Source organism: Nonomuraea sp. NPDC050478, from assembly GCF_044458265.1.
GTDB classification, from domain to species: domain Bacteria; phylum Actinomycetota; class Actinomycetes; order Streptosporangiales; family Streptosporangiaceae; genus Nonomuraea; species Nonomuraea ferruginea.
Window position 1 is genome coordinate 143,080 of sequence record NZ_JBITHT010000004.1, and the last position, 25,008, is coordinate 168,087.

The window sequence follows — 25,008 nt, forward strand, 5'->3', positions numbered from 1 at the left end:
CCGCGCGCACCCCCGGGGCTGAGGGGCCGGACCGGGGGGCGCGTGTGTCTCACCGTTCTTCGTGCAGGCCGGTGCCGGTCAGCGGTGCAGCAGGAGCGGCAGGCGGGCCCAGCCGTGCGCGATGAAGGACGGCACGTGGGGCAGCTCGCTCTCGTCCACGGCCAGCCGGAGGTCCGGGAAGCGGGCGAACAACGCGGGCAGGGCGGTGAGCGCCTCCTGCCGGGCGAGCGGAGCCCCGATGCAGCGGTGCACGCCGATGCCGAAGGCCAGGTGCTCGTCGCGTTCCTTGGTCGGGTCGAACCGGTCGGCGTCCGGGCCGTGCTGGTCGGGGTCGTGCCCGGCCGCCAGGTAGCTGGTGATGATCGCGTCGCCCGCCTCGATCCGTACGCCGCCGATCTCGATCGGCTCGATGGCGAAGCGCAGCGGCAGGTTGGCGATCGACGGCGTCCAGCGCAGCGTCTCCTCGACCACCGCGTCCCAGGAGACCTCTCCCGACAGGACCCGCTGCAGGTGGTCCGGATGGGTGAGCAGGGCGTGCACCGCGTTGCCGATCAGGTTGACGGTGGTCTCGTGCCCGGCCGCGATGAGGAGCAGCAGGGTGTCGCGCAGCTCGTCGTCGGTGAGCGAGTCGCCGCTGTCGCGGACGTTGATCAGCTCGGTGGTCAGGTCGTCGCCCGGGTGCTCGCGCTTGTGGGCGACCAGGGCGGGCAGCGCGGTGCCGATCCGTACGGCCGTGGCAGCCGCCTGCTCCGGGGTGGCGGTGGTGTCCATGATGGCCTCCATCACCTGGGCCATCTCCTCCCGCATGCCCTCGGGGACGCCGAACAGCTCGCAGATCACCCGCATCGGCAGCGGGTGGGCGTAGGCGGCGCGGAGGTCGACGGCCTGGCCCCGGGGCTGCGCGGCCATGGCGTCCAGCAGTTCCGCGACGATGTCCTCGACGATCGGCTGCATGGCCTTGGTACGGCGCGCGGTGAAGCTCGGGGCGATCAGCTTGCGCAGCCGCCGGTGCTCCTCGCCGTAGGCGCTGAGCATGTTGGACACGCCGATCCAGGTCATGATCCAGGTCCAGCCCGGCTCGGCGAGCGCCTGGGGCAGCAGCCGCCAGTGCCGCTTGTCCTTGCTCACCAGCGGATCGAGGATGAGCTGCTTGAGCAGGTCGTGCCGGGTCACCGCCCAGGCCGGGATGCCTCCCGCGAGCTCTACGAGGACCAGGGGGCCGAGGTCGCGTAGTCGGCGGACCTCGCCGGGGAGGTCGGAGCCGAAGGGATCGAGGACGACGGGGGCCGCATTGCCCACGGGGATTCTCCTGGCTGGTCGGGACGGATCGGGGTGAAGCGCACCGGCAGGTGCGCCAGCGCGCGATGGAACGGGCCGGGCCGCCACGACAGCTCGTCGCGGGGCACGGTCAGTTCGAGGTCGCACAGGTGAGAGGTCAGGCGTTCGATCGCGGTCATCGCGATGAGCACGGCCGGGTCGCTGGCCGGGCAGCGGTGCGACCCGGCGCCGAAGCCCAGGTAGGCGCCGCCGTCGGAGCGCAGTTCCTCGGGGATGCCGGTGGGCTCGGTGTTGGCCGCGGCGTAGGAGACGAGGACCAGCTCGGCCGGCTGGATCCAGGTGCCGTGGAAGTGCACGGGCTGGAGCGTGAAGTACGGGCCGTAGTTCGCCATGGCGGGCTCGGCGCGCAGGGCTTCCATGAGGGCGTCGTACGTGCTGAGCGCGCCGTTGGTGAGCGAGCTGTAGTAGCGGTCGTCGCTGACCATCCGGGAGATCGTGTTGGAGATCAGGTTGGCCATGGGGTCGTAGGTGGCGGCCGTCACCAGCACGAGGGTCTCCGCCAGCTCGTCGGTCCGCAGCATGGCCGGATGGTCCATGAACCAGGAGGTCAGGTCGTCGCCCCGCTGGGCGTGCTTGGCCTGGATCAGCTCGCCGATGTAGCGGCTGAACGCCTCGCTGCCCCGCGCGCCCGTCTCGCCGTCGGCCTCCATCATGTCCGACAGGGCCTGGACCAGGCCTTCACTGTCGGAGTCGGGCCGCCCGAAGAGCAGGTTGAAGACGCGGGCCGGGATGAGCCGGGCGAAGTCGGCGACCAGGTCGGCCTCGCCCTTCGTGGCGAACCGGCCGATGAGCGAGTCCGACACCTCGGTCACCAGCTGGCGCAGCTTGTGCGGCTGGATCTGCTGGAAGCAGTCGGCGATCACCTTGCGGTATCGGGCGTGCTCGGCGCCGTCGGAGAACAGCGCGTTCGGCCGGTAGCCGAGCATCGCGATCACCCCGCCGGTCTCCGGGGTCTCGGGGAGCCGCGCCTGCCAGGCGCCGGAGTTCTTGCTCCAGAAGCCGCCGGCGTTGGTCAGCACGTCCAGGGCTGCCCGGTACCCGATCACCAGGTGGGCCTCGACGCCCGGGGCGATCTCCACGGGCGCGACCGCGCCGTGCCGCGCGCGCAGCTCCGCATAGACGGCCTGCGGGTCTCTGGCGTACTCGGGCCCGTACAGGCGCCCGGCGTCGGGCATGTAGCGCAGGGTCATGACAACACCAGCTCTCTGACGTGCTCCACCAGCGCGATCAGCGAGGCGCGGGCGGAGGCGGGGTCGCGGGCGTCGCACACCATCAGCGGCGTGCGCGGGTCCAGGTCGAGCGCCTGGCGCACGGACTCCAGCGGGTAGTCCGGCGAGTCGGGGAAGTGGTTGACGGCCACGGCGTAGCGGATGCCGGCGTTCTCCACCAGGTCGAGCACGGCGAAGCTCTCGTCGATGCGGCGGGTGTCGGCCAGCACCAGGACTCCCAGCGCGCCGCGTACCAGCTCGTCCCACAGGACCTGGAAGCGGGTCTGTCCCGGCGCCCCGAACAGGTAGAGCACGACGCCCGGCAGGGTGAGGCGGCCGAAGTCGATCGCGGTGGTCGTGGTCGTCTTCTCGTTCACGCCGGTGAGGTCGTCGACCAGCGTGCCCGCCTGGGTGAGCACCTCTTCGGTGTTGAGGGGCTTGATCTCCGAGAGCGCGCCCACGATGGTCGTCTTGCCCACCCCGAACGGCCCTGCGATGACCAGCTTGACCGGGATGTGCTCGGCGCTGACGCGACTGTCAGAGAGCGCGGAGGCCATTGAGTACCAACTCCAAGATCTCGATGTCGGGCAGGTCGGTGGCCGGCGGATCGCGGGTCAGCAGCGTTCCGCCGCCGACCAGCCCGGCGACCAGCAACCGCACCACGCAGTAGGGCAGGCCCAGGTGCGCGGCGCACTCGTACACCGACAACGGCCCGTCCCGCAGCAGGGCCAGCAGATGCGAACCCGGAGGGTCCAGCCCGTTGGTGGCGGCGTCGGGCGCGATGTAGACCAGGGTCGTCCGCTGGACGCTGATGTGCTCGGGCACGGTCAGTCTCGCGGCGGCCATGTAGTCCGGGACGACCCGCCGCCGTTGTCGTCCTGAGGTCATGTCCGCACGCCCTGCACCCTGGCCGCGCTGGCCTCGTCGAGAGCCTTGATCAGCTTCTGCACCTGCAGCTGCACCTCGTAGGCCAGCGCGCCGACGTTGACCGCGCCGGTGGCGGCGACGACGATGGCCGCGCGGTCGCCGGCCGGGGCGATGTAGTAGTAGCCGCTGTCGGCCGAGATGACGATGTCCACCACCCCGCCTTCGGAGCCGCCGCTGAGGCCGTCGCACAGGGCGCGGGCGGCCCCCAGCACGGAGCTCGTCATGGCGGCGGCGCGCTCGCCGGTCTCGGTCGTCACGTCGGCCGAACCGCCGAGGATCAGCCCGTCACGGCTCAGCACCACGCCTCGCGTGACCCCGGGCAGCGCCATCAGGGGCGACAGGACCCAGGACACGTCGAGGGACAACGCGCGTCCCTTGGTCGGAACACGGCCAGAAGCGCTGTGAGCGTCCATGGAACGGTCAATTCCCTTCGGTGATGTCGTGCTGCTGGGTCGGGAGCGCTTCGCGGCGGCCCGCTTCGGCTCCGATCTGGAAGTCCCCCCACCGCTTCTGGGCCGCCTCCGGGGTGGTGAGCACCTTGCCGTCGGAGCCCTGGGAACCGCCCGCGCCGGGCCGGGGGCCGGACGCGGGGCGCGGCGGCGACTGGCGGCGACGCTGCGGCAGCGGCGCCAGGTCCTCTCCCGTCTGTTGCCGCGTCTCCGCCGCGGGCTCGGTCCGCGCGAACGAGGCGACGGGCGCCGGCGCCACGGGCTCCGGCCGGGAGGCGGGGGCCGCGGCGCGGACCGGCTCGGGCGCCAGCACCGACGGCCGGCTGTCCTCCGGCATCTCCACCAGCAGGGCGGTGGGGATGTTCAGCACGGCCTGCACGCCGCCGAAGGCGCTCTTCTTGACCGTGACCTGCAGGCCGTAGTGCGCGACCTGGCGGCCGATGGCGGCCCAGCCGGTGTGGGGCGGGTTGCCCAGGTCGACCAGGCGGGCCGGCTGGGTGCCGCTCAGCAGGCGGGTGGCGCGGGCGTACTGCTCCTCGTTGAGTCCGACACCGGCGTCGTCGATGACGATGGCGGCGCCGTTGTTGGTCTCGTGCACGGCGATGGTCACCTTGAGCGTGCCGTAGGAGTGGTGGACCGCGTTGGCCAGCAGCTCGGCGGTGATGAACAGGATCGACTCCGCGGCGCGGGCGGCGACCCCGATCCGGCGGCGCAGGTGGTTGGCGGGGCCCTCGATGCGCTGCTCGAAGTTCTCCACCCGGGAGATGGCGCCCACCATCAGGTCCACCAGGTAGGTGTCGTCACGCGACAGGCCGGGCGTGGCGCCGCACGCGATGCCGGTCACCTGCACGCGGCGGATGATCAGTTCGTTGAACATGTCGAGTCCCAGCACCTCGCGCAGGAGCGCGGTGTGCTCGTCGCCGCTGTAGCGCTGTTGCACACCGGCGAGCAGGTCCTGGGCGCGCAGCGCCTGGGTCTGCACGCGGGACATCGCGCCCCTGATGACCGCCTGGGCCGCTTCGTCGATGCGCTCGCCCTCCTCTCTGACGCCGCGGGTGAACGCGTCGAGGAGGGCGCGGTGCTGCCTGTCGACGTCCGTGCCGGCGAGCGCCTGGTGCTGCACGCCGGGCACGATCACGTGCGGGGTGCGCAGGTGGGACAGCAGGGCGGGGACGCGCTTGGTGATCAGGTGCTCGGTCTCGGCGCGGACGAGCTCCTGCTGGGCGCGGGCCTCGCGCAGCAGCTCCGCGCTCTCCTGGGCCTGGCGCTCCGCGTGGGCCAGCCGCTGCTCGGTGGCGCTGGTCTCGCGCGTCCGGTGTTCGTGTTCCTGGCGGGCCTGGGCGAGCTGCCCGCGGGCCTGGGCGAGATCGCGGCGTACGCGCACATGGTGGAGGAGGACGCCCACGAGGGCCAGGGCGAGCACCAGGGCGATGATCGCTGCGGGAACGCTGAAGGAGTCTGGCGGCATGACAAGTCCTGGGGTCGAGGAGAGCCGGCGGAAAGATGTCGACCGCCGAAGAGTTTGCTAGCGGCGCGTGGGGTTCTCGCGCGGCGTCCGGCCTGGACCGCGTCGGCGTTGACCGAGCCCTTCCGCGACGTGGGCACGGCTGCGTGCCCGGTGCGGCTCTGCCTGAGGCAGGGCGGGGCCAAGCGACATGTGCATCCTCAGTCTCAGTCGAACGACGGCCAACAGGGAAACCAGTATTCCCGCTTGGTCACGATAGTCAACCGTGTGTAAGGTCTTCAGTGCATTCCGTCGCGCAAATTGTCCCGATTTGTTCCGAATTGCGGTGGCGTCGGGACTAATGGGCGCAGGGCAGGTCGCCGACCCCATGGAACCGGACCCCTCCCCCGTCCCCTCCGGCCGGCACCGCCTGACGCGGGCCGTCCGGGTGGTCCGCGGCAGCCGGCTTCACCCTCCAGGCCGGGGAGATCGCCTTCGTCGGCCTGTTCGCCGAGGAGATCGGGCCTTCAGGCGAGCAGCTCGACCGCGCCGAGGCGGGCTGAGCGGGGACTCGGCCGGTCGAGGCCCTCCGCCAGAGGGAACGCGATCCCCTTTTCTCACCCGTACGATCACCATAAATGGATAAAGAAGTCCCATGGGGAAGATGTTCCGCTTCGACCCGGGCAACGCCCATTTTGAACACCTTTGGAGAAATGCGGGCGAGAAGCGAAGGTTCTGAACAGAAGAACCGAATAGGGTGTTTTTAGGTACACGCCTGAGCTGCCCGAATCGCTGAATCACCGGGAGACGGCGTCCGGACGAATTCGGCGCACAGGCGGGGCCGCGCAAGCGGGCCACCTCGCAAGCTCTGCCGTGCGAAGGGAGCCGGCAATGACCAATCCACGCTACGCACGACCGCAGGAGACGTCCCGAGGTCAGGTGCCTCCACAAGCCCGTCAGGAAACGCCGCAACAGGCGCCTGCCCGGCCCACGATGGAGGCGCCCCAGCCGACCGGCTGGGTCGGCTGGGTGGCACTCGCCGGCATCGGGATGATGATCCTGGGATGCTTCCAGGCCTTCATGGGTCTGGTGGGGATCTTCAACACCGACTTCTACGTCGTCACCGCCAACAATCTGGCGATCCCCGTCAACTACACGGCCTGGGGATGGTTCCACCTGGCCATGGGTGTGATCGTCTTCCTCGCCGGCGCCGCGATCATGACGGGCAAGACCTGGGGGCGAGTGGTCGGCATCACCCTCGCCGCCCTCCAGGCGCTCGTCAACTTCGCCTGGCTGCCCGCGTACCCGGTCTGGTCGACGATCGTCATCGCCTTCGACGTCCTCGTCATCTACGCGCTGGCCGTCCACGGGAGGGAGATGAAGGCGTTCGACCGCGGCGCTGTCCCATAGGGCGCTGATCGAGGAATCGGCGCTGCTTCGGCGGCGCCGATTTCTCGCCGCCCGTCGTCGGGCAACGGTCCAGCGCGAGCCAGGATGCCACGTCGGTTCCCCTCGGGAGGGATGGCCTGGTCAGCGCGGTCGGAGACCAGGCCGCAGGGTGGCGAAGCCGCCGCGTCAGTCTCCGGTCTTGCGCTCGCGTTCGTACGCGGCGTTGATGCGCAGCGCCTCGGCGAGCTGGTCTTCCAGGACGATGATCCGGCAGGCGGCTTCCACGGGGGTGCCCTGGTCGACGAGTTCCCTGGCACGGGCCGCGAGGCGCAGCTGGTAGCGGGAGTAGCGGCGGTGGCCTCCGCTGGAGCGTCTCGGCTCGATCAGCTTGGCGGTGCCGAGGGCCCGCAGGAACGTGGGGGTGACACCGAGCATCTCGGCTGCCGCACCCATGCTGTAGGCGGGGTAGTCCTCATCCTCGAACCGGTCGTCGGCCTCGTGTGTGACGCTGCCCGCGGTGCCGCCCGGGCGGGCGCCGGGTGTGTGGGTTTGATCCATAGATGCCTTTCATCATGCGAACAAGGGCCCCGGCGCCTGTATGCGCCGGGGCCCGAAGAGGTTCAACACCATCTACCGGCCATTCGGCCGGCCTACTGTATTCCGCATCCGCCCTGACGTGCGGCGGTGATGCGGGGATCGCGAATGCGTGACCGTAGACCACCTTCCAATCTTGTGGAACTGCGGCACCCGTCCGGCGGGACTCAGCCGGCGACGGGCGATCCTTCGATGGCGTTCAACACTCCCTTCCTCAACTTGCCGGACTGACTGTCCACTTCCACTTCGGCAGCGCGTCCACGATCAGGACCCCTTACCACTGCGTTGGCCCATCACGTCCGACCTTCTGCCTTCACCTACTCAAACCTCGTCACGGGCAGTTCGTCGTGTTGCGGTAACTCTTCTGCTGCCCGGCGGATCCGTTCCTTTCGATGACAGGAACTCTAACGCGTACGCCCTCGGATGTCTACTACGGCGAACATAGATTTTCGGTTCCAGGCCTCCGCCCCGGCCGGATACCTGGAAAGGGCGTCGGACGCCGTGCGGGCTGATGCGACGGAGCCGGCGAGGCCGGGGTCCTCGCCGGAAGCGGGGCTCAGCTACGTACGGCCAGGTCCTGGGCGAGGTGGCCGATGACGTCGCGGGCGTCGTCCTCGATGCCGTTGATGAAGGTGGATCTGCGCCGCCGCAGCATGGGCAGGCCCAGCGCGTACAGTCCCGGGCTGTCGACCACGCCGCCGTCGTGGCGCAGCCGGCCCTTCTCGTCGACCACGGGCACGTCCAGCCAGCCGTAATCGGGCCGGAAACCCGTCGCCCACACGATCGTGCGGATCTCACCGCTGTTCAGATCGAGCTGCAGGCGCGCCGACTCGGGCACCCGGGTCGGCTCGAAGCTCTCGGGCGGGCCGACCTCGGCCTCGCGGCCGGACGTGCGCGCCCACGCGTCGAAGCCGTCGAGCAGGCGCCTCATCTTGAGGTCCGCGAGCGAGAACACGTTGCGCAGGCCGCCGGAGAACAGCGCGCGGCCGTCGCGCACGGCCGCCCAGCGGCCCACCAGCTCGACGCCCATCGCGGTGAGCGCGTTGAGGTCGAGCGTCGCGCGTTCGGGGGTGCCGACGAGCTGGGGCGAGGGCAGCCGCCTGGCCCGCGTGAGATCGTCGACCTCGTCGTAGCGCTGGTCCCACACGCCGGAGGCGTCCATCCACCACAGCACGTCGCGCCCGCGGTAGGTGCGGGGCAGCCGCACGTGCTCGCCCACCGAGAGGATCACCGGCCGGCCCGACCTGCGCAGCTCGGCGGCCAGTTGCACGCCGGTGGCCGACGCGCCCACGACGAGCACGCCGCCGTCGGGGAGCTGACCTGGTTCGCGGTAGCCGAACGGCGTCAGCTGCCGCACGGAGGACGGCACCGCCTCGCTGAACTTGGGCACCACCGGCTGGTTGCAGGCGCCGCTGGCGATGACGACCGCCCGGCAGCCGATCTCGCCGTGGTCCGTCGTCACGTCGTATCCGCCGTCGGTCCGCCGGACGGACGTGACGTTGGTGCTCGTTCGTACGGGAGCGCCCGAGAGCACGGCGAAACGCTCGATGAACTCGGTCACCTCCCCCATGGTCATGTAGCCGTCGGGGTCCGGGCCCTCGTAGCCGAGACCGGGCAGGCGGCTCTGCCAGTTGGGGGTGAGCAGGCGGAAGGAGTCCCAGCGCTCGCGCCGCCAGGAGTTCGCCACCTCGCCGCGCTCCAGCACGACATGATCGATCGAACGGTCGCCGAGGAAGCGGCTCGCCGCGAGGCCCGCGTGCCCCGCCCCGATGACGACCGTTGTGACACGCTCGCTGATGACTCGGCCCTCAGGCGACTTCGACGGTGACGTCTGTCGGGTTGGTGATGGCGTCGAACACGGCCGAGCGCTTCTGCGACTGGGCCACCAGCGCCTCGATGTCCTGCTTCGAGGCGTCCGCGTCGATGTTGAAGGTCACCTTGATGTCGGTGAAGCCGTTGCGGACGTCGGCGTCGGCGCCGAGGATCCCGCGGATGTCGTGCTTGCCTTCGAGCGTCGCCTCGACCGAGCGCAGCTGGATGCCGCGGTTCTGCGCGACGGACGCGACACCCGCCGTCAGGCAGCTGGCCAGGCCGACGAGGAGGTACTCGATCGGCGTGATGCCGTTGTCCTCGGCCGCGAAGACGTCAGGGTGGTCGGCGTCGAACACCGCTTCGTTCTTGTGGGTCTGCTCCTGCCCCAGACCGAAGAACTCCTTGACGGTGGTGGTGCTGTGGACGCCGTTCTGCCACTTGGAGGACGCCCGCCAGACGAACTGCGCGGCCTCCGGCGCGGTCTTCAGCACCTCGCGCGCGTCCAGCAGCGCCTGCACGTTCACTCCGTTGGCGACAGTCGTCATGTCCCGCACCCTTCGGCTACTTCCTGTACTTCCAGTAGGTATTTGACCATACACCCACGGTGGCGGCTACCATAGCTCCCATGTCACAGCCAGCCTCGACGCTCGCGGCCGGCATGGCCGGCACGGCCGGCACCGTGGAAACCCAGTATCTCGACCTGCCGCGGCCTGTCCCCCTCGACTGCGGCAGAGATCTGCACCCGGTGCGCGTAGCGTATGAGACCTACGGAGTCCTCTCGCCCCAGCGCGACAACGTCATCCTCGTGTGCCACGCGCTCAGCGGCGACGCCCACGCCGCCGGCCTGGCCAAGGTGCCGTCCGAGGAGAGCACCCGCGACGGGTTCGGGGCCGCCGACCGCGACGGCGCCGCCGGCAAGGGGCTCGGCTGGTGGGACGGGATGATCGGCCCCGGCAAGGCCTTCGACACCGACCGCTTCTTCGTCATCTGCACCAACCTGCTCGGCGGCTGCGGCGGCACGACGGGCCCGTCGTCCATCGACCCGGCGACGGGCAGGCCGTACGGGGCGGACTTCCCCGTGATCACGGTGGCGGACATGGTGCGGACCCAGCGCGCGTTCCTGGACGTCCTGGGCATCGAGCGGCTCGCGGCGGTGGCCGGGGGCTCGCTCGGCGGGATGCAGGCCATGGAGTGGGCGGTCATGTACCCCGACCAGGTCGACGCCGTCGTGGCGATCGCCAGCACGCACGCGCTCCACCCGCAGGGCATGGCCTGGAACGCGATCGCGCGTGACTCGATCATGCGTGACCCCGCCTGGCAGGGCGGCCACTACTACGGCACGGGCCGGGCGCCCGACGGCGGCATGGGCGTGGCCAGGATGGTCGGCCACATCACCTACCTGTCCGCGCCGGCGCTCGACGACAAGTTCGGCCGGCGGCTGCAGTTCGCCGACGACCTCCGCTACACGATCATCGAGCCGGAGTTCGAGGTGGAGAGCTACCTGCGCCACCAGGCCGGCTCGTTCGTCAAGCGCTTCGACGCCAACACCTACCTCTACATCTCGCGCGCGCTGACGTACTTCGACCTCGCGCGGCAGCACGGCGGCGGATCGCTGACGCGGGCGCTCGAAGGCGTCGCCGCGCGGACGCTGCTGATCGCCTTCAGCTCCGACTGGCTCTACCCGCCGCAGGCGTCGGAGGAGGTCGCGCGGGCGCTGCGCGACCTCGGCAAGCCGGTCGAGTTCGAGGTGATCGAGGCACCGTACGGCCACGACTGCTTCCTGCTCGAAGAAGCGCGCCAGACTCCCATGATCCGCCGGTTCCTGGCTCAGGGCGGGACCGGATGACGTCGAAGAAGAGGCCTTCGTGACCGACCAGTTTTCCCGTGCCGAACAAGCCCGCGAGTTCGGGTTCGAGACCCGGCAGCTGCACGCCGGGCAGCGGCCGGACCCGAACACCGGCGCCCGCGCGGTGCCGATCTTCCAGACGACCAGCTACGTCTTCGAAGATCCCGAGTCCGCGGCGGCGTACTTCAACCTGCAGGAGTACGGCAACACCTACTCGCGCATCATGAACCCCACCGTCGCGGTGTTCGAGGAGCGGGTGGCGAACCTGGAGGGCGGCTGCGGCGCGGTGGCGTTCGCCAGCGGGATCGCCGCGCAGGCGGCCGCGCTCTTCACGCTGCTGGAGCCGGGCGACCACGTCGTCTCGTCCTCGGCGCTGTACGGCGGGACGGTCAACCAGTTCAAGCACCTGCTGCGCAAGATGAACGTGGAGCTGACCTGGGTCGATCCGGACGATCCCGACGCGTGGCGCCAGGCGGTGCGCCCGAACACGAAGGCGTTCTTCGGCGAGACGATCGGCAACCCCGCCGGCAACGTGCTGGACATCGAGACCGTGGCGGCCATCGCGCACGAGCACGGGCTTCCGCTGATCGTGGACAACACGTTCGCGACGCCTTACCTGTGCCGCCCGATCCAGTGGGGCGCCGACATCGTGATCCACTCGGCGACCAAGTTCATCGGCGGCCACGGCACGAGCATCGGCGGCGTGGTCGTCGAGTCCGGCGCGTTCGACTGGTCCAACGGGCGGTTCCCGGTGGTGGCGGACCCGTCTCCGGCCTACCACGGCCTGCGTTTCCACGAGACGTTCGGCACGTACGGCTATCTGATGAAGCTGCGCGCGGAGACCCTGCGCGACCTCGGGGCGGCGCTCTCGCCGTTCAACGCCTTCCTGTTCCTGCAAGGGCTGGAGACCCTGTCGCTGCGGATGGACCGCCACGTCGAGAACGCGCGGGCGGTCGCGGCGTTCCTGGAGTCGCACGAGTTGGTCTCCAACGTGAGCTATGCCGGCCTGCCTGGCAGCAGATACCGGCCGCTGGTGGAGAAGTACCTCCCGCGCGGCGCCGGCGCGGTGTTCTCCTTCGACTGCGCGGGCGGCCGGGAGGGCGGGCAGAGCCTGATCGGCGGGCTGACGCTCTGGTCGCACCTGGCGAACGTCGGCGACGCGAAGAGCCTGGTCATCCACCCCGCGAGCACGACGCACCGCCAGCTCGGCGACGCCGAGCTGCGGGCGGCCGGCGTCGGGCCGGGCACGGTGCGGCTGTCGGTCGGCACCGAGTCCGTCGAGGACCTGATCTGGGATCTGGAGCAGGGGTTCGCCCGCGTCGCCAAGGCGATCGGGGAGAAGGAGGAGACGGCATGACCGAGCTCGGGCGTTACCAGGACCCGCTGACGATCCAGCGCGTGCTCCACGCCACCAGGTCGATCGCGATCGTGGGCCTGTCCGGCAACGAGCTGCGGGCCAGCTACTTCGTCGGCTACTACCTCAAGCGGCACGGCTACCAGGTGATCCCGGTGAACCCCCGGGAGAAGGAGATCCTCGGGGAGACCTGCTACCCGAGCCTGCGCGACGTTCCCGTCCCGGTCGACCTGGTGAACGTCTTCCGCGCGCCGGACGCGCTGCCCGCCATCGCCGAGGAGGCCGTGGCGATCGGCGCCGGCGCCCTGTGGTGCCAGTTCGGCGTGATCAACGAAGAGGGCGCGCGGATCGCCGAGGACGGCGGCGTGACCGTGATCATGGACCGCTGCATCAAGGTCGAGCACGCGCGCTACGTGGGCCGGATGCACTGGCTCGGCTTCAACACCCAGCGCATCACGTCCGTCCGCGCCGGGCTCCAGTAGTCACGCGCTCCGCCGGGTCGTCCCGTCGCCAACGCGACGGGCTCGGCGCGTCGGCCGCCGGTGAAAGTTTCACGTCGCGGGCGGTACGGCGCGGTCCGCTTCACCGGGAAACTCCAGATGCGGGCGCTTCGGGGGCAGGTCTGCACCGCCGGTACGGATCGCCCCCGTTGACGTGAGGGCGGGGTGTCGGATGTACTCCGCGACGACGCACCCACCGGAGCAGGCCATGTGGTTCGGCGGAAAGAAATGGTAGCGCTAACACGCGCTGTGGCCGCCCGCTCCGACCTAGCCAAGGAGCCCTGGATGTCCCTGAGCCGCAGGCAGTTCGGCAAGGCCGCCCTGGCGTCGGCCGCGCTGGCGGCCACCGGTGTGGCCGGTTTTCCCCGCGCGGCGCAGGCGGCCGGCACCGCCTACGTGTTCGCGTACTTCACCGAGTCCCCCAACCAGTCGGCCGCCGACTACGGCCTGCACCTCGCGGTCAGCCGGGACGGCCTGAACTGGGCGCCGCTCAACCAGAACAACCCCGTCGCGACTCCGACAGCCGGGCAGCAGGGCCTGCGCGACCCCCAGATTTACCGCAAGCTCGACGGCGCCTTCGTGGTGATCGCCACCGACCTGAAGGGCCTCGACTTCGGCACGACCAGCCAGTATCTGCACGTCTGGGACTCGGCCGACCTGACCGCCTTCACCGGCTACCGGCGGCTGCGCATGCACACCACCAGCGGCCACACCTGGGCGCCCACGGTCTTCCGCGACGCCTCGCGGGGCCAGTACGGCATCGTCTACTCGTTCAACACCGGCGGCCGGGACATCCTGGCGGTCAACTACACCAGCGACTTCCAGTCGGTCAGCGCCCAGCAGCCGTTCTTCAGCCCCGCCTTCAACGTGCTCGACGGGGACATCGTCGTCGACGGCGGCACGACGTACCTCTACTACAAGAACCTCAACGACGGGAACCTCTACGGCGCCCGCTCGGCCACGGGACAGCCGAACAGCTTCACCACGTACACCGGCGGCCTGCGGATGGGCAACGCGATCGAGGCGCCGCTGCTGCAGAAGACCGACGAAGGCGGCTGGCGGCTGTGGGGCGACTCCTTCAGCCCGGTCAACAACGACTACTACCTGTGGTCGTCGTCGAACATCGGCGCCGGCGCGTGGACGGCGGCCAGTCAGCGGGACTACACCCCGCCGCTGAACTCCAAGCACGGCTCGATCGCCTCGATCACCGACGCCGAGTACAACGCGATGGTCGCGCGGTGGGGGCTGCCGAACTGGGTGCGGCTGAAGTCGTACAACTTCCCCGACTATTTCGTCCGGCACGCCGACCGGGTGGGGCGCATCGACCCCTACCCGTTCGACCCGCACCAGGATCAGTTGTGGCGGATGGTGCCGGGGCTGGCCGATCCGGCCGGGGTCTCGTTCCAGTCGGTGAACGTGCCGGGCGACTACCTGCGGCACAGCAACTACGCGGTCCGGCTCGACCCCGACGACGGCTCGTCCGTGTTCCGCGCCGACGCCACCTTCCACCGCGTGGCCGGGCTGGCGGACGGCGGCTGGTCGTCGTTCCGGTCGCACAACTTCCCGACCCACCACCTGCGGCACCAGGGGTACGTGCTGCGCATCGACCCGGTCAGCTCCTCGTCGAGCGCCACCGACCGCCAGGACGCGACCTTCCGGGTGGTGTCATGAGCGAGATCAGCCGCCGCAGGCTCTTCCAGGCCACGGGTGCCGCCGTCGCGCTCTCGGCCGCCGGCCAGGTGGCCGGCGCCTCCCCCGCGTCCGCGGCCGCGCTGCCGTGGGCCAGATCCGACATCGGCGTCTCGGCCCACGCCTTCGACCTCGGCCAGGTCCGGCTGACCTCCGGGCGCTGGCTGGACAACCAGAACCGCACCCTGAACTACCTGCGCTTCGTCGACGTCGACCGGCTGCTGTACGTCTTCCGGGCCAACCACCGTCTGCCGACCGGCGGCGCCGCGGCCAACGGGGGCTGGGACGCGCCCGGTTTCCCGTTCCGGTCGCACATGCAGGGCCACTTCCTGACGGCGTGGGCGCAGGCCTACGCCGTGCTCGGCGACACCACCTGCCGGGACAAGGCCGTCCACATGGTCACCGAGCTGGCCCGGTGCCAGGCCAACAACGCCGCCGCCGGGTTCACGGCCGGTTATCTGTCGGGCTTCCCCGAGTCCGACATCACCGCTGTGGAGAACCGCACGCTGACCAACGGCAACGTCCCGTACTACTGCATTCACAAGACGCTGGCCGGGCTGCTGGACGTGTGGCGGCTGATCGGCGACACCCGGGCCAGGACCGTGCTGCTCGCCCTGGCGGGATGGGTGGACACCCGCACCTCGCGGCTCGGCGCGAGCCAGCTGCAGGCCATGCTCGGCACCGAGTTCGGCGGCATGAACGCGGTGCTGACCGACCTGTACCAGATGACCGGCGACTCCCGGTGGCTGACCACGGCCCAGCGGTTCGACCACGCGGCCGTGTTCAACCCGCTGGCCGCGGGCCAGGACCAGCTCAACGGGCTGCACGCCAACACGCAGGTGCCCAAGTGGATCGGGGCGGCTCGCGAGTACAAGGCGACCGGCACCACCCGCTACCGCGACATCGCCGCGAACGCCTGGTCGATCACCGTCGGCGCGCACACGTACGCGAACGGCTCCAACAGCCAGGCCGAGCACTTCCGCGCCCCGAACGCGATCGCCGCCCACCTGACCAGGGACACCGGCGAGGCGTGCAACACCTACAACATGCTGAAGCTGACCCGGGAGCTGTGGCTGCTGTCGCCGACCCGGGCCGACTACTTCGACTACTACGAGAACGCCCTGCTCAACCATCTGATCGGGCAGCAGAACCCGGCCGACGCGCGCGGGCACGTCACGTACTTCACCCCGCTGAACCCCGGCGGGCGCCGGGGCGTCGGCCCGGCCTGGGGCGGCGGCACCTGGAGCACGGACTACGACTCCTTCTGGTGCTGCCAGGGCACCGGCATCGAGACCAACACCAAGCTGATGGACTCGATCTACTTCTACGACGGCACCACGCTGTTCGTGAACCTGTTCGCGCCCTCCACTCTCGACTGGAGCCAGCGCGGCATCACGGTCACCCAGACGACCTCGTACCCGGTCGGCGACACCACGTCGCTGCGGGTCACCGGCGAGGTCGGCGGGACGTGGACGATGCGCGTCCGCATCCCGGCCTGGACCCAGGACGCGACCATCAGCGTCAACGGGGTGCGGCAGAACATCCCTGTCACCCCGGGCAGCTACGCCGGCCTCACCCGGTCGTGGGCGCCGGGCGACACCGTGACCGTGCGGCTGCCCATGCGGGTGGTCATGAAGGCCGCCAACGACAACCCCGGCCTGCAGGCCGTCACCTACGGCCCGGTCGTGCTGTCGGGCGACTACGGCAACACCGGCCTGTCGTCCGCCCCGGTCCTGGTCCCCTCGTCGATCACCCGTACGAGCACCTCGTCCCTGGCCTTCACGGCGACGGCCGGCGGGGCGACGGTGCGGCTGAGGCCGTTCCACGACGCGCACGGCCACAACTACGTCGTCTACTGGAACACCGGCGGTCAGGGCGGCACCGGCTCCGGCTTCCGGCTGCTCAACGCGGCCAGCGGGCTGGTCCTCGGCATCCAGGACATGTCCACCGCCGACGGCGCCCCGGCGCTCCAGTGGACCGACAACGGCACCGCCGACCACGACTGGGTCCCGATCGTCGACGGCGACGCCCTGCGGTTCCGCAACGCGCACAGCGGCAAGGTGCTCGGGGTCGAGAACATGTCGGCCGCCGACAACGCCCGGGTGGTCCAGTGGGACGACAACGGCACCGCCGACCACCGCTGGACGGTCACCGACACCGGCGACGGCTCGGTCAAGATCCGCAACGTCCACAGCGGCAAGCTGCTCGGCGTGCAGAACGGCTCGACGGCCAACGGCGCCCCGGTGGTCCAGGACTCCGACAACGGCGGCGCGGACAACCGGTGGCGGTTCGTGCCGAGCGGCGCCCGGCGCGTCCAGAACGTGGCCACCGGGATGGTGCTCGGCGTCACCGGCATGTCCACGGCCGACGGCGCGCTCGTCGTCCAGTGGGGCGACACCGGCACCGCCGACCACCTGTGGACGGCGGTCGTCGACACGGGCGGCTACCTGCGGCTGCGCAACGGCCACAGCCAGAAGGTGCTGGGCGTGGAGGACATGGGCACCGCCTCCGGGTCGCGCGTCCTGCAGTGGGCCGACAACGGCACGGCCGACCACCGCTGGCGGCTGCGCCCCGGGCCGGGGGCCGCCTTCCGCATCCAGTGCGCCAACGGCGGCCGGGTCCTCGGCCTCGCCGGGACGTCCCAGGGCGCGCAGGTCGTGCTCGCCGACGAGGGAGCGGGCAACACCCTCTGGAGGTTCCTCTGAGGGCTACGCGGCGGCGGCCAGGCGGCGTTCCACGGCGGCCAGGCGGCGTTCGACCTCGGTCAGCCGGTCTGCCGTGGGGCGGCCGCGCAGCAGGTCGGCGAGCTGGTCGGCCTCCTGCTGTTCGAGCTCCACGGTGTGCGCGGGCGTGTCGGGGTCCGCTTCGTCGTAGAGCAGGAGGGTGCGTCCGGCGGGAGTGACGATGACGGCGAGGTGGTCTCCCCGCCGGGTGTCGGTGTGATGGACGGTCCCGATGCCGGGGATGGTGTTGCTCGTGATCTTCATGGGTCTCCTTCCCTGTGACGTCATGCGGGCAGGCTCTCCTGCCGCCGGTCGCCCCTGCCCCACGCGATCAGATCGGCGCTGAGCGGGACCTGGATGTCGGTGATGTCGAGCAGCGTGACGCGGATGCCCCACTGCCGGGTCGTCTCGCTGACCTGGCCGGCCAGGTCGGCGCCCGCGCCGGCGACCAGGGCGGGGAGTTCGGCCAGGTCGCGCCGGGCGATCTCGCGCCGCAGCACGTTCTCGGCGACGATCGTGGTGGCCGTCAGCGGGCCTTCCACCGCCGTCGCGAAGCGGACCGGGTCCTCGACGGCCGCCATGACGCCGGCCCGCACCCGCACGCTCACGCCGTCGCGGGTGACGGCCTCCTTGCCGAACACGTCCAGCCCCGCCGTGCGCAGCGACACTCGTACGTCGCGCTCCAGGATCGGCCAGACGACCACGAGCCCCGGCCCTCGGACCCCCGTCACGCGGCCCAGCCTGCGCACCACCAGCCGCTCGTCCTCGCCGACGACGCGCACCACCCGGGCGATAAGCGCGGCGAGGAGCAGGAGGCCCAGCAGGAGCCACACGGCCGGCGCCTGCCACGTGACCGTCTGACCGTCCAGCGCGAACATGCCCTCATCCCCTGTCGACCTGGCTCGTCGTCGGCGCGAACCTCGTCACTTGGAGGAAATTCGAGCAATCGGGTCCGCTCACTTACCAGTTTGGCCCAGGAACAGGAATCCGGCTATCGGGGCCGGCACCCATTTCGCGGGGGAAAGACTATGTAGATTTCCGAATTCCACGGTGTAGCCGCACGTGGGGGCCGGGATTCAAGAGCCGGTCAACTGGTGAGCATTCTAACCTCGATTTATTCCCGGCACGCATCGGCCGTCGTTTCCTGAGGGCCTTCCCGGGTACGGTGCGACCGGCATGAGGGATGGAAGACGGCGCCTGATGGATTACGTGCTCCCGCTGCGCTGGGAGGACGACTCCGGCCTTGAGGAACTGACCGCCTACCTGCGCGCCCTGAGCCGCCGCCTACGGGTCGTCGTGGTCGACGGTTCTCCCGGGCCGCTGTTCGAGCGCCATGCCGCCGCCTGGCGCGGCCTCGTGACGCACGTCCGTCCGGACACCGATCTGCTCCGCGCCAACGGCAAGGTCGGCGGCGTGCTGACCGGCATGCGGCTGGCCCGCGCCGAGCACGTGATCATCGCCGACGACGACGTGCGCTACGACGAGTGGGCCCTGGCCAGGATGGATCGCCTGCTGGACGAGGCCGAGCTGGTCCGGCCGCAGAACTACTTCGCGCGACTGCCCTGGCACGCCCGCTGGGACACCGCCCGCACCCTGCTCAACCGCGGTCTGGGCGCCGACTATCCCGGCACGTTCGGGGTGCGCCGCTCGTTCTTCGCCCGGATGGGCGGCTACGACGGTGACGTGCTGTTCGAGAATCTCGAACTCATCCGTACCGTACGCGCGCACGGCGGCCGGGAGCTGCGCCCGCTTGATCTCTACGTCCGGCGCCTGCCGCCCGACGCCGCCCGCTTCTGGAGCCAGCGCGTCCGGCAGGCGTACGACGACCTGGCGCAGCCCGGCCGCATGGCGCTGTTCCTGTCCGTGCTGCCGGGGCTGGCCTTCTGCCTGCTGCGCCACCGGTATGTCCTGCCCGTGGCGGGCGCCGTACTGGCCGTGGGGGTGGCGGAGGCGGGGCGGCGCAGGGCGGGCGGGCGGCGCGTCTTCCCGGGCACGTCGGCGCTGTTCGCCCCGGTCTGGATCGTGGAGCGGGCGACGTGCGCCTGGCTCGCGGTCGGGGCCGCCGTGTGCGGCGGCGTGCCGTACGCCGGGCGCAGGCTCCGCCGGGCGGCCCATTCCGTACGGTGGCTGCGTCAGGCCGGGGCCTCGCGCTCGCTGGGCGCCCGGAAGCCGGCCACCTTGTGCGAGCCGTCGCAGAACGGCTTGACCGACGAGAAGCCGCACCGGCACAGCGCGACCGTCGCCCGCCCCGCCGGGATCGGCACGCCGTCCTGAGTCACCAGCTCGAACGGCCCCCGGATCAGCAGGGGCCCGTCCTCGCAAGGCGTCACCGTCACCACGTCATCTCCCTGATGCGACATCCCACCCCTCTTCCCGGCGGAACAGCGGGGACACCCGGGTTTCGCGCGTCGGTCCCCGGGCAGTTCCGGGCGAGAAGGGGGACTCGTGACAGCGGTTGATGCCAGGAGGGCCAGGAGGGAAGGTCGCGGCGCCACCGGGCGGGAGCCGGCCACGAGGCTGCCCGCTCCGCGCGGGCCGGTCACCGCGACGCTCTTCGACCGCCTGACCCGTCCGCCGGACGACAGCCCGATCCCGCTGGACGTCACCGGCGCCGAGCTGGGCGACGACGACTTCCAGCTCGCCCTGTTCGCCTGCTACGAGCTGCACTACCAGGGCTTCGACGACGTGGACGAGCGCTGGGAGTGGGCGCCGCCGCTGCTGGCCGCGCGCATGGAGCTGGAGCGGCGCTTCGAGGAGACGCTCGCGGCGGCCGTGCCCCGGCCGCCGCTCGACGGGCCGGTCGAGGTACGCCGGGCGCTCAGGGAGCTGACCGCCGACGACGACGGCCCCTCCCTGTCCGCCTTCCTGTCCCGCCGGGCCGGCCTGGAGCAGTTCCGCGAGTTCGTCATCCACCGGTCGATCTACCACCTCAAGGAGGCGGACCCGCACACCTGGGCGATCCCCCGCCTCCGTGGCCGGCCGAAGGCCGCGCTGGTGGAGATCCAGGCCGACGAGTACGGCGGCGGCCGGGCCGAGCGCATGCACTCCGAGCTGTTCCGCGCCACCATGCGCGGCCTCGGCCTGGACGACTCCTACGGCGCCTACCTCGGCCGCGTGCCGGGCATCACGCTGGCCATCTCCAACGCCATGTCCCTGTTCGGCCTGCACCGGCGGCTGCGCGGCGCCCTGATCGGGCATCTCGCCGCGCTGGAGATGACCTCCTCCCTGCCCAACCGCCGCTACGCCATCGGGCTGCGCAGGCTCGGCGGCGACGACACCGCCGCACTCTTCTACGACGAGCACGTGCAGGCCGACGCCGTGCACGAGCAGATCGCCTGCCACGACCTGTGCGAGAACTTCGCCGCCGAACACCCGTGGCTGGCCGGGGACGTCCTGTACGGGGCGGCGTGCGCGCTGCGGCTGGAACGCCTGTGGGCCGAGTACATCCTCGGCCGCTGGGACGCGGGGCTGACGTCGTTGCGGCATCCCTGACGGGGGCTCGCCGATCTTCGTCACGTGAGGCATACTGTTGCCGCCCTAACAGTGATCATTGACTCATGTGCGGGCATCCTGTGGCGGAACCGGCAAAGGAAACAGATGTCTGATCATGGCGTCGACCGGCGTAGATTTCTGACCGTCTCCGGCCTGGCCCTGGGGGTGGCGGCCTTGCCCACCGGCGCGACGGCCGCGACCCCGTCCCCTTCTCCCGCCCGTGCCGAGACGTGGGAGAACATCATCGAGAAGTCGTCCTTCGACAGCTGGACGGCCTTCGACCGGGAGTGGAACCGCCTCTATCCCTGGGGAGGCGACGACGACACCCACAACGGCGCCGCCCGGATGCACGCCGACCAAATCTCACTCTCCGGGGGCGTGCTGACCCTGAAGGCGACCCGGCTGGCCACGGCCGACGGGACCAGCCCGCACAAGCCGTACGCCCCGCTGTGGTACCGCTCCGGCGCCATCCACGCCAAGGAACAGATCATCGTCAACGACCAGTTCCCCGAGTACGACATCGAGGGCGAGTTCAGCGCCCAGACCGGGCCGGGCATCTGGCCGGCGTTCTGGACGACCGGGGAATGGCCGGCGTGGCCGCCGGAGACCGACATCCTGGAGTACGTGGGCGACTCCACCAACCTCTTCAACACCTGGAACAAGACCTCCAGCGGCGATGAGGGCGAGGAGGCCGGCGACGACTACTTCGTCACGCGGGAGCGGGTGCCCGTCGCGGACCCGGCCGCCTGGCACAAGTACCGGGTCTGGATGTACAAAGACGGCGACGACGTCGGGCTGGACTACTACCTCGACGGCTCCTGGGTGGCCACCCACAAGGGCGAGAACTGGGCCGGCGTCCCGCAGTACCTCATCATCAACCTGCAGATGGGCTCGTACGCGTCCGGCCTGGACGGGCCCGGCGACCCCGGCTGGAACCAGCAGCTGCCGGGCCCCACCGGCGACACCCACCTCCGTGCCCGCAACGTCTGGGTGGGCCGCACCCGCGCCTGGTGACAGGCCGCCGTTCCGGAACTCCCCGCGTGTCGGATCTTCGCCCCGTTCCGGCGTCATCTGTCGCCGGGAGTCAGGAAGTCCTGGAGCTCGCGGTGCCGGAACTGGTACGTGGCGCCGCTGACGCGCAGCAGGTTGGCCTCGCAGGCCCAGTCGAGAAAGGCCCACAGCCGCAGCGGCAGCAGGCCACGCGCGGCCGCGACGGCCAGGCCGATCATGGTGCGGGCCCAGGCGATCGCGCCGAAGGCCAGGCCGAAGGTCACGCCGCCGACGAGTGCGCACAGCAGCGACTCGGCGACGTCGTGGTTCATGAGGAACACCAGGAAGGCCGCGACGCCGCCGATGAGGCCGAAGGCCAGCCCGATGACCGCGTTGCGGTGCAGGGCCTCTCGCGGGTGGGCCAGCTCCGCGTCCTTGCTCCAGCCCCCGGTGGCGATCGTGAAGACGACCCCGAGCGCGAAGGCGAGGACGAAGGCGGCGGCCACCCCCGCGGCCAGCGGCAGCGGACCGGCGCCGGCCAGCCGCAGCGGCGGCAGGCCGGTGAGCGCGCCGCACAGCCCGAAGCCCAGCAGGGTGAGGGGTTCGGCGCGGATCGCCTCCGGCACGGTCATACGCTCGGCTCCCGGACGACCGGCCGCCGTCAGCCCGATCACGGCGCCCAGCACCAGTCCCCCCGTGCCCCCGGCGACGACCGCGAAGCCTGGACCGAAGGCCCTTCCCCCGGTCAGCGCGAGCCCGGTCAGCCCTCCGAGCACGCCGACGGGCACTCCCGCCAGTGCGCCCACCAGACCGCCGGTGACCCGGCGCCGTCGCGGCACCCCCGTCCGCCCACCGGCGGCGGCCGGCCACGGCGCCAGCGACAGCACGGTGGCGATGCCCACCCAGCCCGCCATCAGCGCCAGAGTGAGCGACTGATCCGGCAGCTCACCGGCCGCCGAGCCCGTCCAGAACGCCAGCATCGCGATCACCGCGAACACCACACACCCCAGACTGTGCAGCACCCGCACCCGCCGCCGCCCCCCGATCGGCCACAACAGATGAGGCACAAGATCGATCGCCGTCAACCCAGGCGACATCCGCCCCACCCCAGCAGCGCGACCCGCCTGCCCACGCGGGTGGAGGCCGAGGGGCCCGTCCGCCTCCGCACCGCGACCCGCTTGCTCGCGCAGGTGGGCGGCCAGGCGGACGAGCCATGCTCGGACCTGGTCAGGGCGGTAGGGGGTGCCGTGGGGGGTGCGGGGTGCCAGGTGGGTGGCCGCAGGCACGTACGCGTCCAGGAGCCTTCCGGCGATCAGTGCCGCTCCGGCGGCGGGGTCGGCGTCCGGGTCGGCGTGGAGCAGGTCGTCGGGGTCGCCGCCGGACTCCACGGCGGTCACGGTCAGCAGCAGCCGCCACGGCGTGGCGAGCGCGGCGTGCACGGCCTCGCCCGCCGGCCCCGACAGCGCCGCGTGGACGGCGTCGCGGTGCGGGGCGAAGGGGTGACCGTCCGGCCAGCGGGCGCGCAGGTAGGTGCCGATCTGCTCGGTGTTGAGGTGTCTCAGCCTGATCAGGGCGGCGTTGTCCAGCCCTGCCCCGGCCGCGCGCAGCTCGGCGTGGCGGTCGGCGCGGCAGGTCACGACGACCGCGCCCGGCCGCCGCCCGGAGAGGTCGCTGTAGCGGTTGAGCTCGGCGATCAGCCCGATCGCCCGGCGCGGCGGGCCCGACGACGGCTCCGGGTCCAGCTCGTCCAGCCCGTCCACCACCGGCAGCACCAGGCGGTCGCGCACCAGCCGGTGCGCGTCCCTGGCCGCGACCCCGAACTGCTGCGCGAGCTGCTCGGCCAGCCAGGATTCGAACGGCCTGCCCAGGGTCCACCGGGCCGCGTTCAGGCGCACCGGCACCGGCCGGTCCCGGCCGGGTCGTCCCCCCAGCAGGGGTTCCAGCAGTTGCAGCACCAGCTCGACGGCGAGCACCGTCTTGCCCGCCCCCGACTCCCCCACGACCAGCAGGCGCCGCGGGCGCAGGCCGCCGAAGAACCGGCCGATCGCGTGCAGGTCGTGCGCCGCCCCGCCGCCCGAGGCGTCGTCAGGGCCGAAGGGAAGCGGCGCGAGACTGTAGCCGCCGAGCAGCCCTTTGCGTGCCCGGTCCTCCTCCCGGAGCACGCGCCGGGCCAGCAGCCGGACGGCGGGATCGGGCAGGGGGACGTCGGCGGGGGGCGGCTCGGGTGCGGGGGCGGCCGGTTCGGCCAGGGCCGCCCTGGCCGCCCGCCAGCGTTCGAGCTCGGCGGGGATCAGCTCGGGCGGATGGTCGCAGTAGTGGAAGCAGGCGGTGACGAAGGCCCGGACGAAGTCCCACCGGGGCAGCCTGTCGGTCTGCCGCAGGACGTGCGAGGTCGTGCTCTTCGGCAGGGCGTCGACCTTGGTCCCGTCGGCGGTCGACGTCTGACCGCCGAGGACGCGCAGCCTGCTCAGGGACGGCTCGCCCGCCCACTGCCTGAGCAGGGCCAGCGAGCGTACGAAGTCCGCCGTGCCGGCGGTGCCGGGGCCCGGCGGGCGGGGACGCTCCGCGGTCATCCGTCCCCCGTCCGGACCAGCGACCACGCGAAGCTCGCGCGGCCGCGCCGCGGCCACCGGCCGGCCACGCACCGGCCCTCCAGCGTCTGGACGTGGCGGCACTCCATCAAGAAGTTGCGCGCCTCGTCGGCCTCGACGAGCTCGCGGCCGACGGCGATGGGCACGAACCCGTGGCGGGGGATGTAGACCCATCGGCCCCGGTCCCAGTCGTAGGGGTCGAACCAGCGGTGGCGCACCGTACCCGACACGCGCACCTCCGGCCCGTCCCTGGTCAGGACGAACGACCCGTGCGAGCGCAGCAGGCTCATCCTGCTGACGTAGAACAGCTCCGTGCCGATGAAGGCGTTGATCCGCGCGTCCCAGTGGTCGTGCGACCAGCTCGACCCGCCGTCGGGCAGCAGCCCCGCCTCCCGGGTGAGCTGCCGCTCGAACCGGCGCTGGTTCCTGCGCTCGGCCTTCTCGATCACCCGGAACGAGCGCAGCCACCGCGACGACATCGTCCTGGACGCGCCAGCGCCGTCCATGAAGTGCTCCAGGAAGTCGGACGCGATCGGGTGGACGTCGCGGCCGCCGTCGATGATCGAGCGGAACAGCGCCACCAGCTCGGGGACGGGCCGGTCCGTCCGCCGCCGCAGTCCTCGCAGGAACATGCGCGCTCTCCCCCCGAGAGGGCCCGGCTC

Annotated in this window: 22 protein-coding genes and 1 pseudogene; 9 read left to right on the forward strand and 14 right to left on the reverse strand. The window is 71.3% G+C overall.

Features of this window, described 5'->3' with window-relative positions; genetic code table 11:
• Nucleotides 1–78: 78 nt before the first annotated feature.
• The 6 genes from ACIBF7_RS20820 to ACIBF7_RS20845 are packed head-to-tail and all read right to left on the reverse strand — an operon-like array spanning nt 79 to nt 5,390.
• On the reverse strand, nt 79–1,299 hold the full coding sequence (locus ACIBF7_RS20820; RefSeq protein WP_397197872.1) for a cytochrome P450: 1,221 nt from the start codon (nt 1,297–1,299) through the stop codon (nt 79–81).
• The gene (locus ACIBF7_RS20825) at nt 1,203–2,528 is read right to left on the reverse strand and encodes a cytochrome P450 (RefSeq protein WP_187281286.1); all 1,326 of its coding nucleotides are present in this window, start codon (nt 2,526–2,528) and stop codon (nt 1,203–1,205) included. Before ACIBF7_RS20825 ends, ACIBF7_RS20820 begins: the two co-directional genes overlap by 97 nt.
• Nucleotides 2,525–3,103 (reverse strand): ATP/GTP-binding protein, encoded by a 579-nt coding sequence (locus tag ACIBF7_RS20830; protein WP_148033055.1) that lies wholly within the window; start codon nt 3,101–3,103, stop codon nt 2,525–2,527. The genes ACIBF7_RS20825 and ACIBF7_RS20830 overlap by 4 nt, the downstream gene beginning before the upstream one ends.
• The gene (locus ACIBF7_RS20835; protein WP_148033056.1) at nt 3,084–3,434 is read right to left on the reverse strand and encodes a DUF742 domain-containing protein; all 351 of its coding nucleotides are present in this window, start codon (nt 3,432–3,434) and stop codon (nt 3,084–3,086) included. Before ACIBF7_RS20835 ends, ACIBF7_RS20830 begins: the two co-directional genes overlap by 20 nt.
• Complete coding sequence (locus ACIBF7_RS20840) at nt 3,431–3,838, reverse strand: roadblock/LC7 domain-containing protein (protein WP_219546228.1); 408 nt, start codon at nt 3,836–3,838, stop codon at nt 3,431–3,433. Before ACIBF7_RS20840 ends, ACIBF7_RS20835 begins: the two co-directional genes overlap by 4 nt.
• A gap of 55 nt (nt 3,839–3,893) precedes the next feature.
• Complete coding sequence (locus tag ACIBF7_RS20845; protein ID WP_397197873.1) at nt 3,894–5,390, reverse strand: hypothetical protein; 1,497 nt, start codon at nt 5,388–5,390, stop codon at nt 3,894–3,896.
• A gap of 969 nt (nt 5,391–6,359) precedes the next feature.
• Here ACIBF7_RS20845 and ACIBF7_RS20850 point away from each other — a divergent pair.
• Entirely contained in the window at nt 6,360–6,776 is a 417-nt protein-coding gene (locus tag ACIBF7_RS20850) for a hypothetical protein (RefSeq protein ID WP_271277329.1), read from the forward strand.
• 165 nt (nt 6,777–6,941) lie between these two features.
• On the opposite strand, the gene ACIBF7_RS20855 is transcribed toward ACIBF7_RS20850, so the two are convergent.
• The 3 genes from ACIBF7_RS20855 to ACIBF7_RS20865 form a co-directional block, all read right to left on the reverse strand.
• Entirely contained in the window at nt 6,942–7,313 is a 372-nt protein-coding gene (locus ACIBF7_RS20855) for a helix-turn-helix domain-containing protein (protein ID WP_148033060.1), read from the reverse strand.
• Nucleotides 7,314–7,905: 592 nt separating this feature from the next.
• The gene (locus tag ACIBF7_RS20860; RefSeq protein WP_148033061.1) at nt 7,906–9,147 is read right to left on the reverse strand and encodes an NAD(P)-binding domain-containing protein; all 1,242 of its coding nucleotides are present in this window, start codon (nt 9,145–9,147) and stop codon (nt 7,906–7,908) included.
• 10 nt (nt 9,148–9,157) lie between these two features.
• Complete coding sequence (locus tag ACIBF7_RS20865; RefSeq protein WP_148033062.1) at nt 9,158–9,706, reverse strand: OsmC family protein; 549 nt, start codon at nt 9,704–9,706, stop codon at nt 9,158–9,160.
• Nucleotides 9,707–9,786: 80 nt separating this feature from the next.
• On the opposite strand from ACIBF7_RS20865, the gene ACIBF7_RS20870 reads away from it, so the two are divergent.
• The 5 genes from ACIBF7_RS20870 (at nt 9,787) to ACIBF7_RS20890 (ending at nt 17,255) form a co-directional block, all read left to right on the forward strand.
• Entirely contained in the window at nt 9,787–11,007 is a 1,221-nt protein-coding gene (locus ACIBF7_RS20870) for a homoserine O-acetyltransferase (protein ID WP_397197874.1), read from the forward strand.
• A gap of 19 nt (nt 11,008–11,026) precedes the next feature.
• A complete protein-coding gene (locus tag ACIBF7_RS20875; RefSeq protein ID WP_148033064.1) occupies nt 11,027–12,364 on the forward strand; it encodes an O-acetylhomoserine aminocarboxypropyltransferase/cysteine synthase family protein in 1,338 nt (445 codons plus the stop codon).
• Nucleotides 12,361–12,843: a CoA-binding protein gene (locus tag ACIBF7_RS20880; protein WP_397197875.1), complete on the forward strand. Its 483-nt coding sequence runs from the start codon at nt 12,361–12,363 to the stop codon at nt 12,841–12,843. Before ACIBF7_RS20875 ends, ACIBF7_RS20880 begins: the two co-directional genes overlap by 4 nt.
• A 303-nt stretch (nt 12,844–13,146) precedes the next feature.
• Nucleotides 13,147–14,532, forward strand: coding sequence for a glycoside hydrolase family 43 protein (locus ACIBF7_RS20885; protein ID WP_397197876.1), 1,386 nt, complete (start codon nt 13,147–13,149; stop codon nt 14,530–14,532).
• Nucleotides 14,529–17,255 (forward strand): beta-L-arabinofuranosidase domain-containing protein, encoded by a 2,727-nt coding sequence (locus tag ACIBF7_RS20890; protein WP_397197877.1) that lies wholly within the window; start codon nt 14,529–14,531, stop codon nt 17,253–17,255. The genes ACIBF7_RS20885 and ACIBF7_RS20890 overlap by 4 nt, the downstream gene beginning before the upstream one ends.
• A gap of 3 nt (nt 17,256–17,258) precedes the next feature.
• Here the strand turns inward: ACIBF7_RS20890 and ACIBF7_RS20895 are convergent, their stop codons facing one another.
• Together ACIBF7_RS20895 and ACIBF7_RS20900 are read right to left on the reverse strand one after the other, a co-directional pair.
• Nucleotides 17,259–17,537, reverse strand: coding sequence for a hypothetical protein (locus tag ACIBF7_RS20895; RefSeq protein WP_271277324.1), 279 nt, complete (start codon nt 17,535–17,537; stop codon nt 17,259–17,261).
• A 20-nt stretch (nt 17,538–17,557) separates the two neighbouring features.
• On the reverse strand, nt 17,558–18,151 hold the full coding sequence (locus tag ACIBF7_RS20900; protein WP_271277323.1) for an SPFH domain-containing protein: 594 nt from the start codon (nt 18,149–18,151) through the stop codon (nt 17,558–17,560).
• Nucleotides 18,152–18,473: 322 nt separating this feature from the next.
• Here ACIBF7_RS20900 and ACIBF7_RS20905 point away from each other — a divergent pair, with 322 nt between their 5' ends.
• Nucleotides 18,474–19,547, forward strand: coding sequence for a glycosyltransferase family 2 protein (locus ACIBF7_RS20905; RefSeq protein ID WP_271277322.1), 1,074 nt, complete (start codon nt 18,474–18,476; stop codon nt 19,545–19,547).
• Here the strand turns inward: ACIBF7_RS20905 and ACIBF7_RS20910 are convergent.
• Nucleotides 19,511–19,633, reverse strand: a pseudogene (locus ACIBF7_RS20910) (hypothetical protein); the annotation flags it as partial. The gene ACIBF7_RS20905 and the pseudogene ACIBF7_RS20910 sit on opposite strands and share 37 nt — an antisense overlap.
• Before the next feature lie 85 nt (nt 19,634–19,718).
• Here ACIBF7_RS20910 and ACIBF7_RS20915 point away from each other — a divergent pair.
• Both ACIBF7_RS20915 and ACIBF7_RS20920 read left to right on the forward strand, forming a co-directional pair.
• Nucleotides 19,719–20,765, forward strand: a complete 1,047-nt coding sequence (locus ACIBF7_RS20915) for an iron-containing redox enzyme family protein (RefSeq protein ID WP_271277321.1) — start codon at nt 19,719–19,721, stop codon at nt 20,763–20,765.
• Nucleotides 20,766–20,870: 105 nt separating this feature from the next.
• A complete protein-coding gene (locus ACIBF7_RS20920) occupies nt 20,871–21,779 on the forward strand; it encodes a family 16 glycosylhydrolase (protein WP_271277320.1) in 909 nt (302 codons plus the stop codon).
• A gap of 53 nt (nt 21,780–21,832) precedes the next feature.
• On the opposite strand, the gene ACIBF7_RS20925 is transcribed toward ACIBF7_RS20920, so the two are convergent.
• Together ACIBF7_RS20925 and ACIBF7_RS20930 are read right to left on the reverse strand one after the other, a co-directional pair.
• The gene (locus ACIBF7_RS20925; protein WP_397197878.1) at nt 21,833–24,328 is read right to left on the reverse strand and encodes an NACHT domain-containing protein; all 2,496 of its coding nucleotides are present in this window, start codon (nt 24,326–24,328) and stop codon (nt 21,833–21,835) included.
• Nucleotides 24,325–24,978 carry a hypothetical protein gene (locus ACIBF7_RS20930; RefSeq protein WP_148033072.1) on the reverse strand — a complete coding sequence of 218 codons (654 nt, stop codon included), beginning with the start codon at nt 24,976–24,978 and terminating at the stop codon, nt 24,325–24,327. Before ACIBF7_RS20930 ends, ACIBF7_RS20925 begins: the two co-directional genes overlap by 4 nt.
• Nucleotides 24,979–25,008 lie beyond the last annotated feature (30 nt).

Bases quoted from the DNA above. Each gene is read 5' to 3' on its own strand.
- ACIBF7_RS20920 (WP_271277320.1), top strand. From the start codon at position 20,871: ATGTCTGATCATGGCGTCGACCGGCGTAGATTTCTGACCGTCTCCGGC.
- ACIBF7_RS20880 (WP_397197875.1), top strand. From the start codon at position 12,361: ATGACCGAGCTCGGGCGTTACCAGGACCCGCTGACGATCCAGCGCGTG.
- ACIBF7_RS20850 (WP_271277329.1), top strand. From the start codon at position 6,360: ATGGAGGCGCCCCAGCCGACCGGCTGGGTCGGCTGGGTGGCACTCGCC.
- ACIBF7_RS20895 (WP_271277324.1), bottom strand. From the start codon at position 17,537: ATGAAGATCACGAGCAACACCATCCCCGGCATCGGGACCGTCCATCAC.
- ACIBF7_RS20890 (WP_397197877.1), top strand. From the start codon at position 14,529: ATGAGCGAGATCAGCCGCCGCAGGCTCTTCCAGGCCACGGGTGCCGCC.
- ACIBF7_RS20845 (WP_397197873.1), bottom strand. From the start codon at position 5,390: ATGCCGCCAGACTCCTTCAGCGTTCCCGCAGCGATCATCGCCCTGGTG.
- ACIBF7_RS20885 (WP_397197876.1), top strand. From the start codon at position 13,147: ATGTCCCTGAGCCGCAGGCAGTTCGGCAAGGCCGCCCTGGCGTCGGCC.
- ACIBF7_RS20855 (WP_148033060.1), bottom strand. From the start codon at position 7,313: ATGGATCAAACCCACACACCCGGCGCCCGCCCGGGCGGCACCGCGGGC.
- ACIBF7_RS20925 (WP_397197878.1), bottom strand. From the start codon at position 24,328: ATGACCGCGGAGCGTCCCCGCCCGCCGGGCCCCGGCACCGCCGGCACG.
- ACIBF7_RS20830 (WP_148033055.1), bottom strand. From the start codon at position 3,103: ATGGCCTCCGCGCTCTCTGACAGTCGCGTCAGCGCCGAGCACATCCCG.
- ACIBF7_RS20835 (WP_148033056.1), bottom strand. From the start codon at position 3,434: ATGACCTCAGGACGACAACGGCGGCGGGTCGTCCCGGACTACATGGCC.
- ACIBF7_RS20900 (WP_271277323.1), bottom strand. From the start codon at position 18,151: ATGTTCGCGCTGGACGGTCAGACGGTCACGTGGCAGGCGCCGGCCGTG.
- ACIBF7_RS20930 (WP_148033072.1), bottom strand. From the start codon at position 24,978: ATGTTCCTGCGAGGACTGCGGCGGCGGACGGACCGGCCCGTCCCCGAG.
- ACIBF7_RS20865 (WP_148033062.1), bottom strand. From the start codon at position 9,706: ATGACGACTGTCGCCAACGGAGTGAACGTGCAGGCGCTGCTGGACGCG.
- ACIBF7_RS20905 (WP_271277322.1), top strand. From the start codon at position 18,474: ATGGATTACGTGCTCCCGCTGCGCTGGGAGGACGACTCCGGCCTTGAG.
- ACIBF7_RS20870 (WP_397197874.1), top strand. From the start codon at position 9,787: ATGTCACAGCCAGCCTCGACGCTCGCGGCCGGCATGGCCGGCACGGCC.
- ACIBF7_RS20825 (WP_187281286.1), bottom strand. From the start codon at position 2,528: ATGACCCTGCGCTACATGCCCGACGCCGGGCGCCTGTACGGGCCCGAG.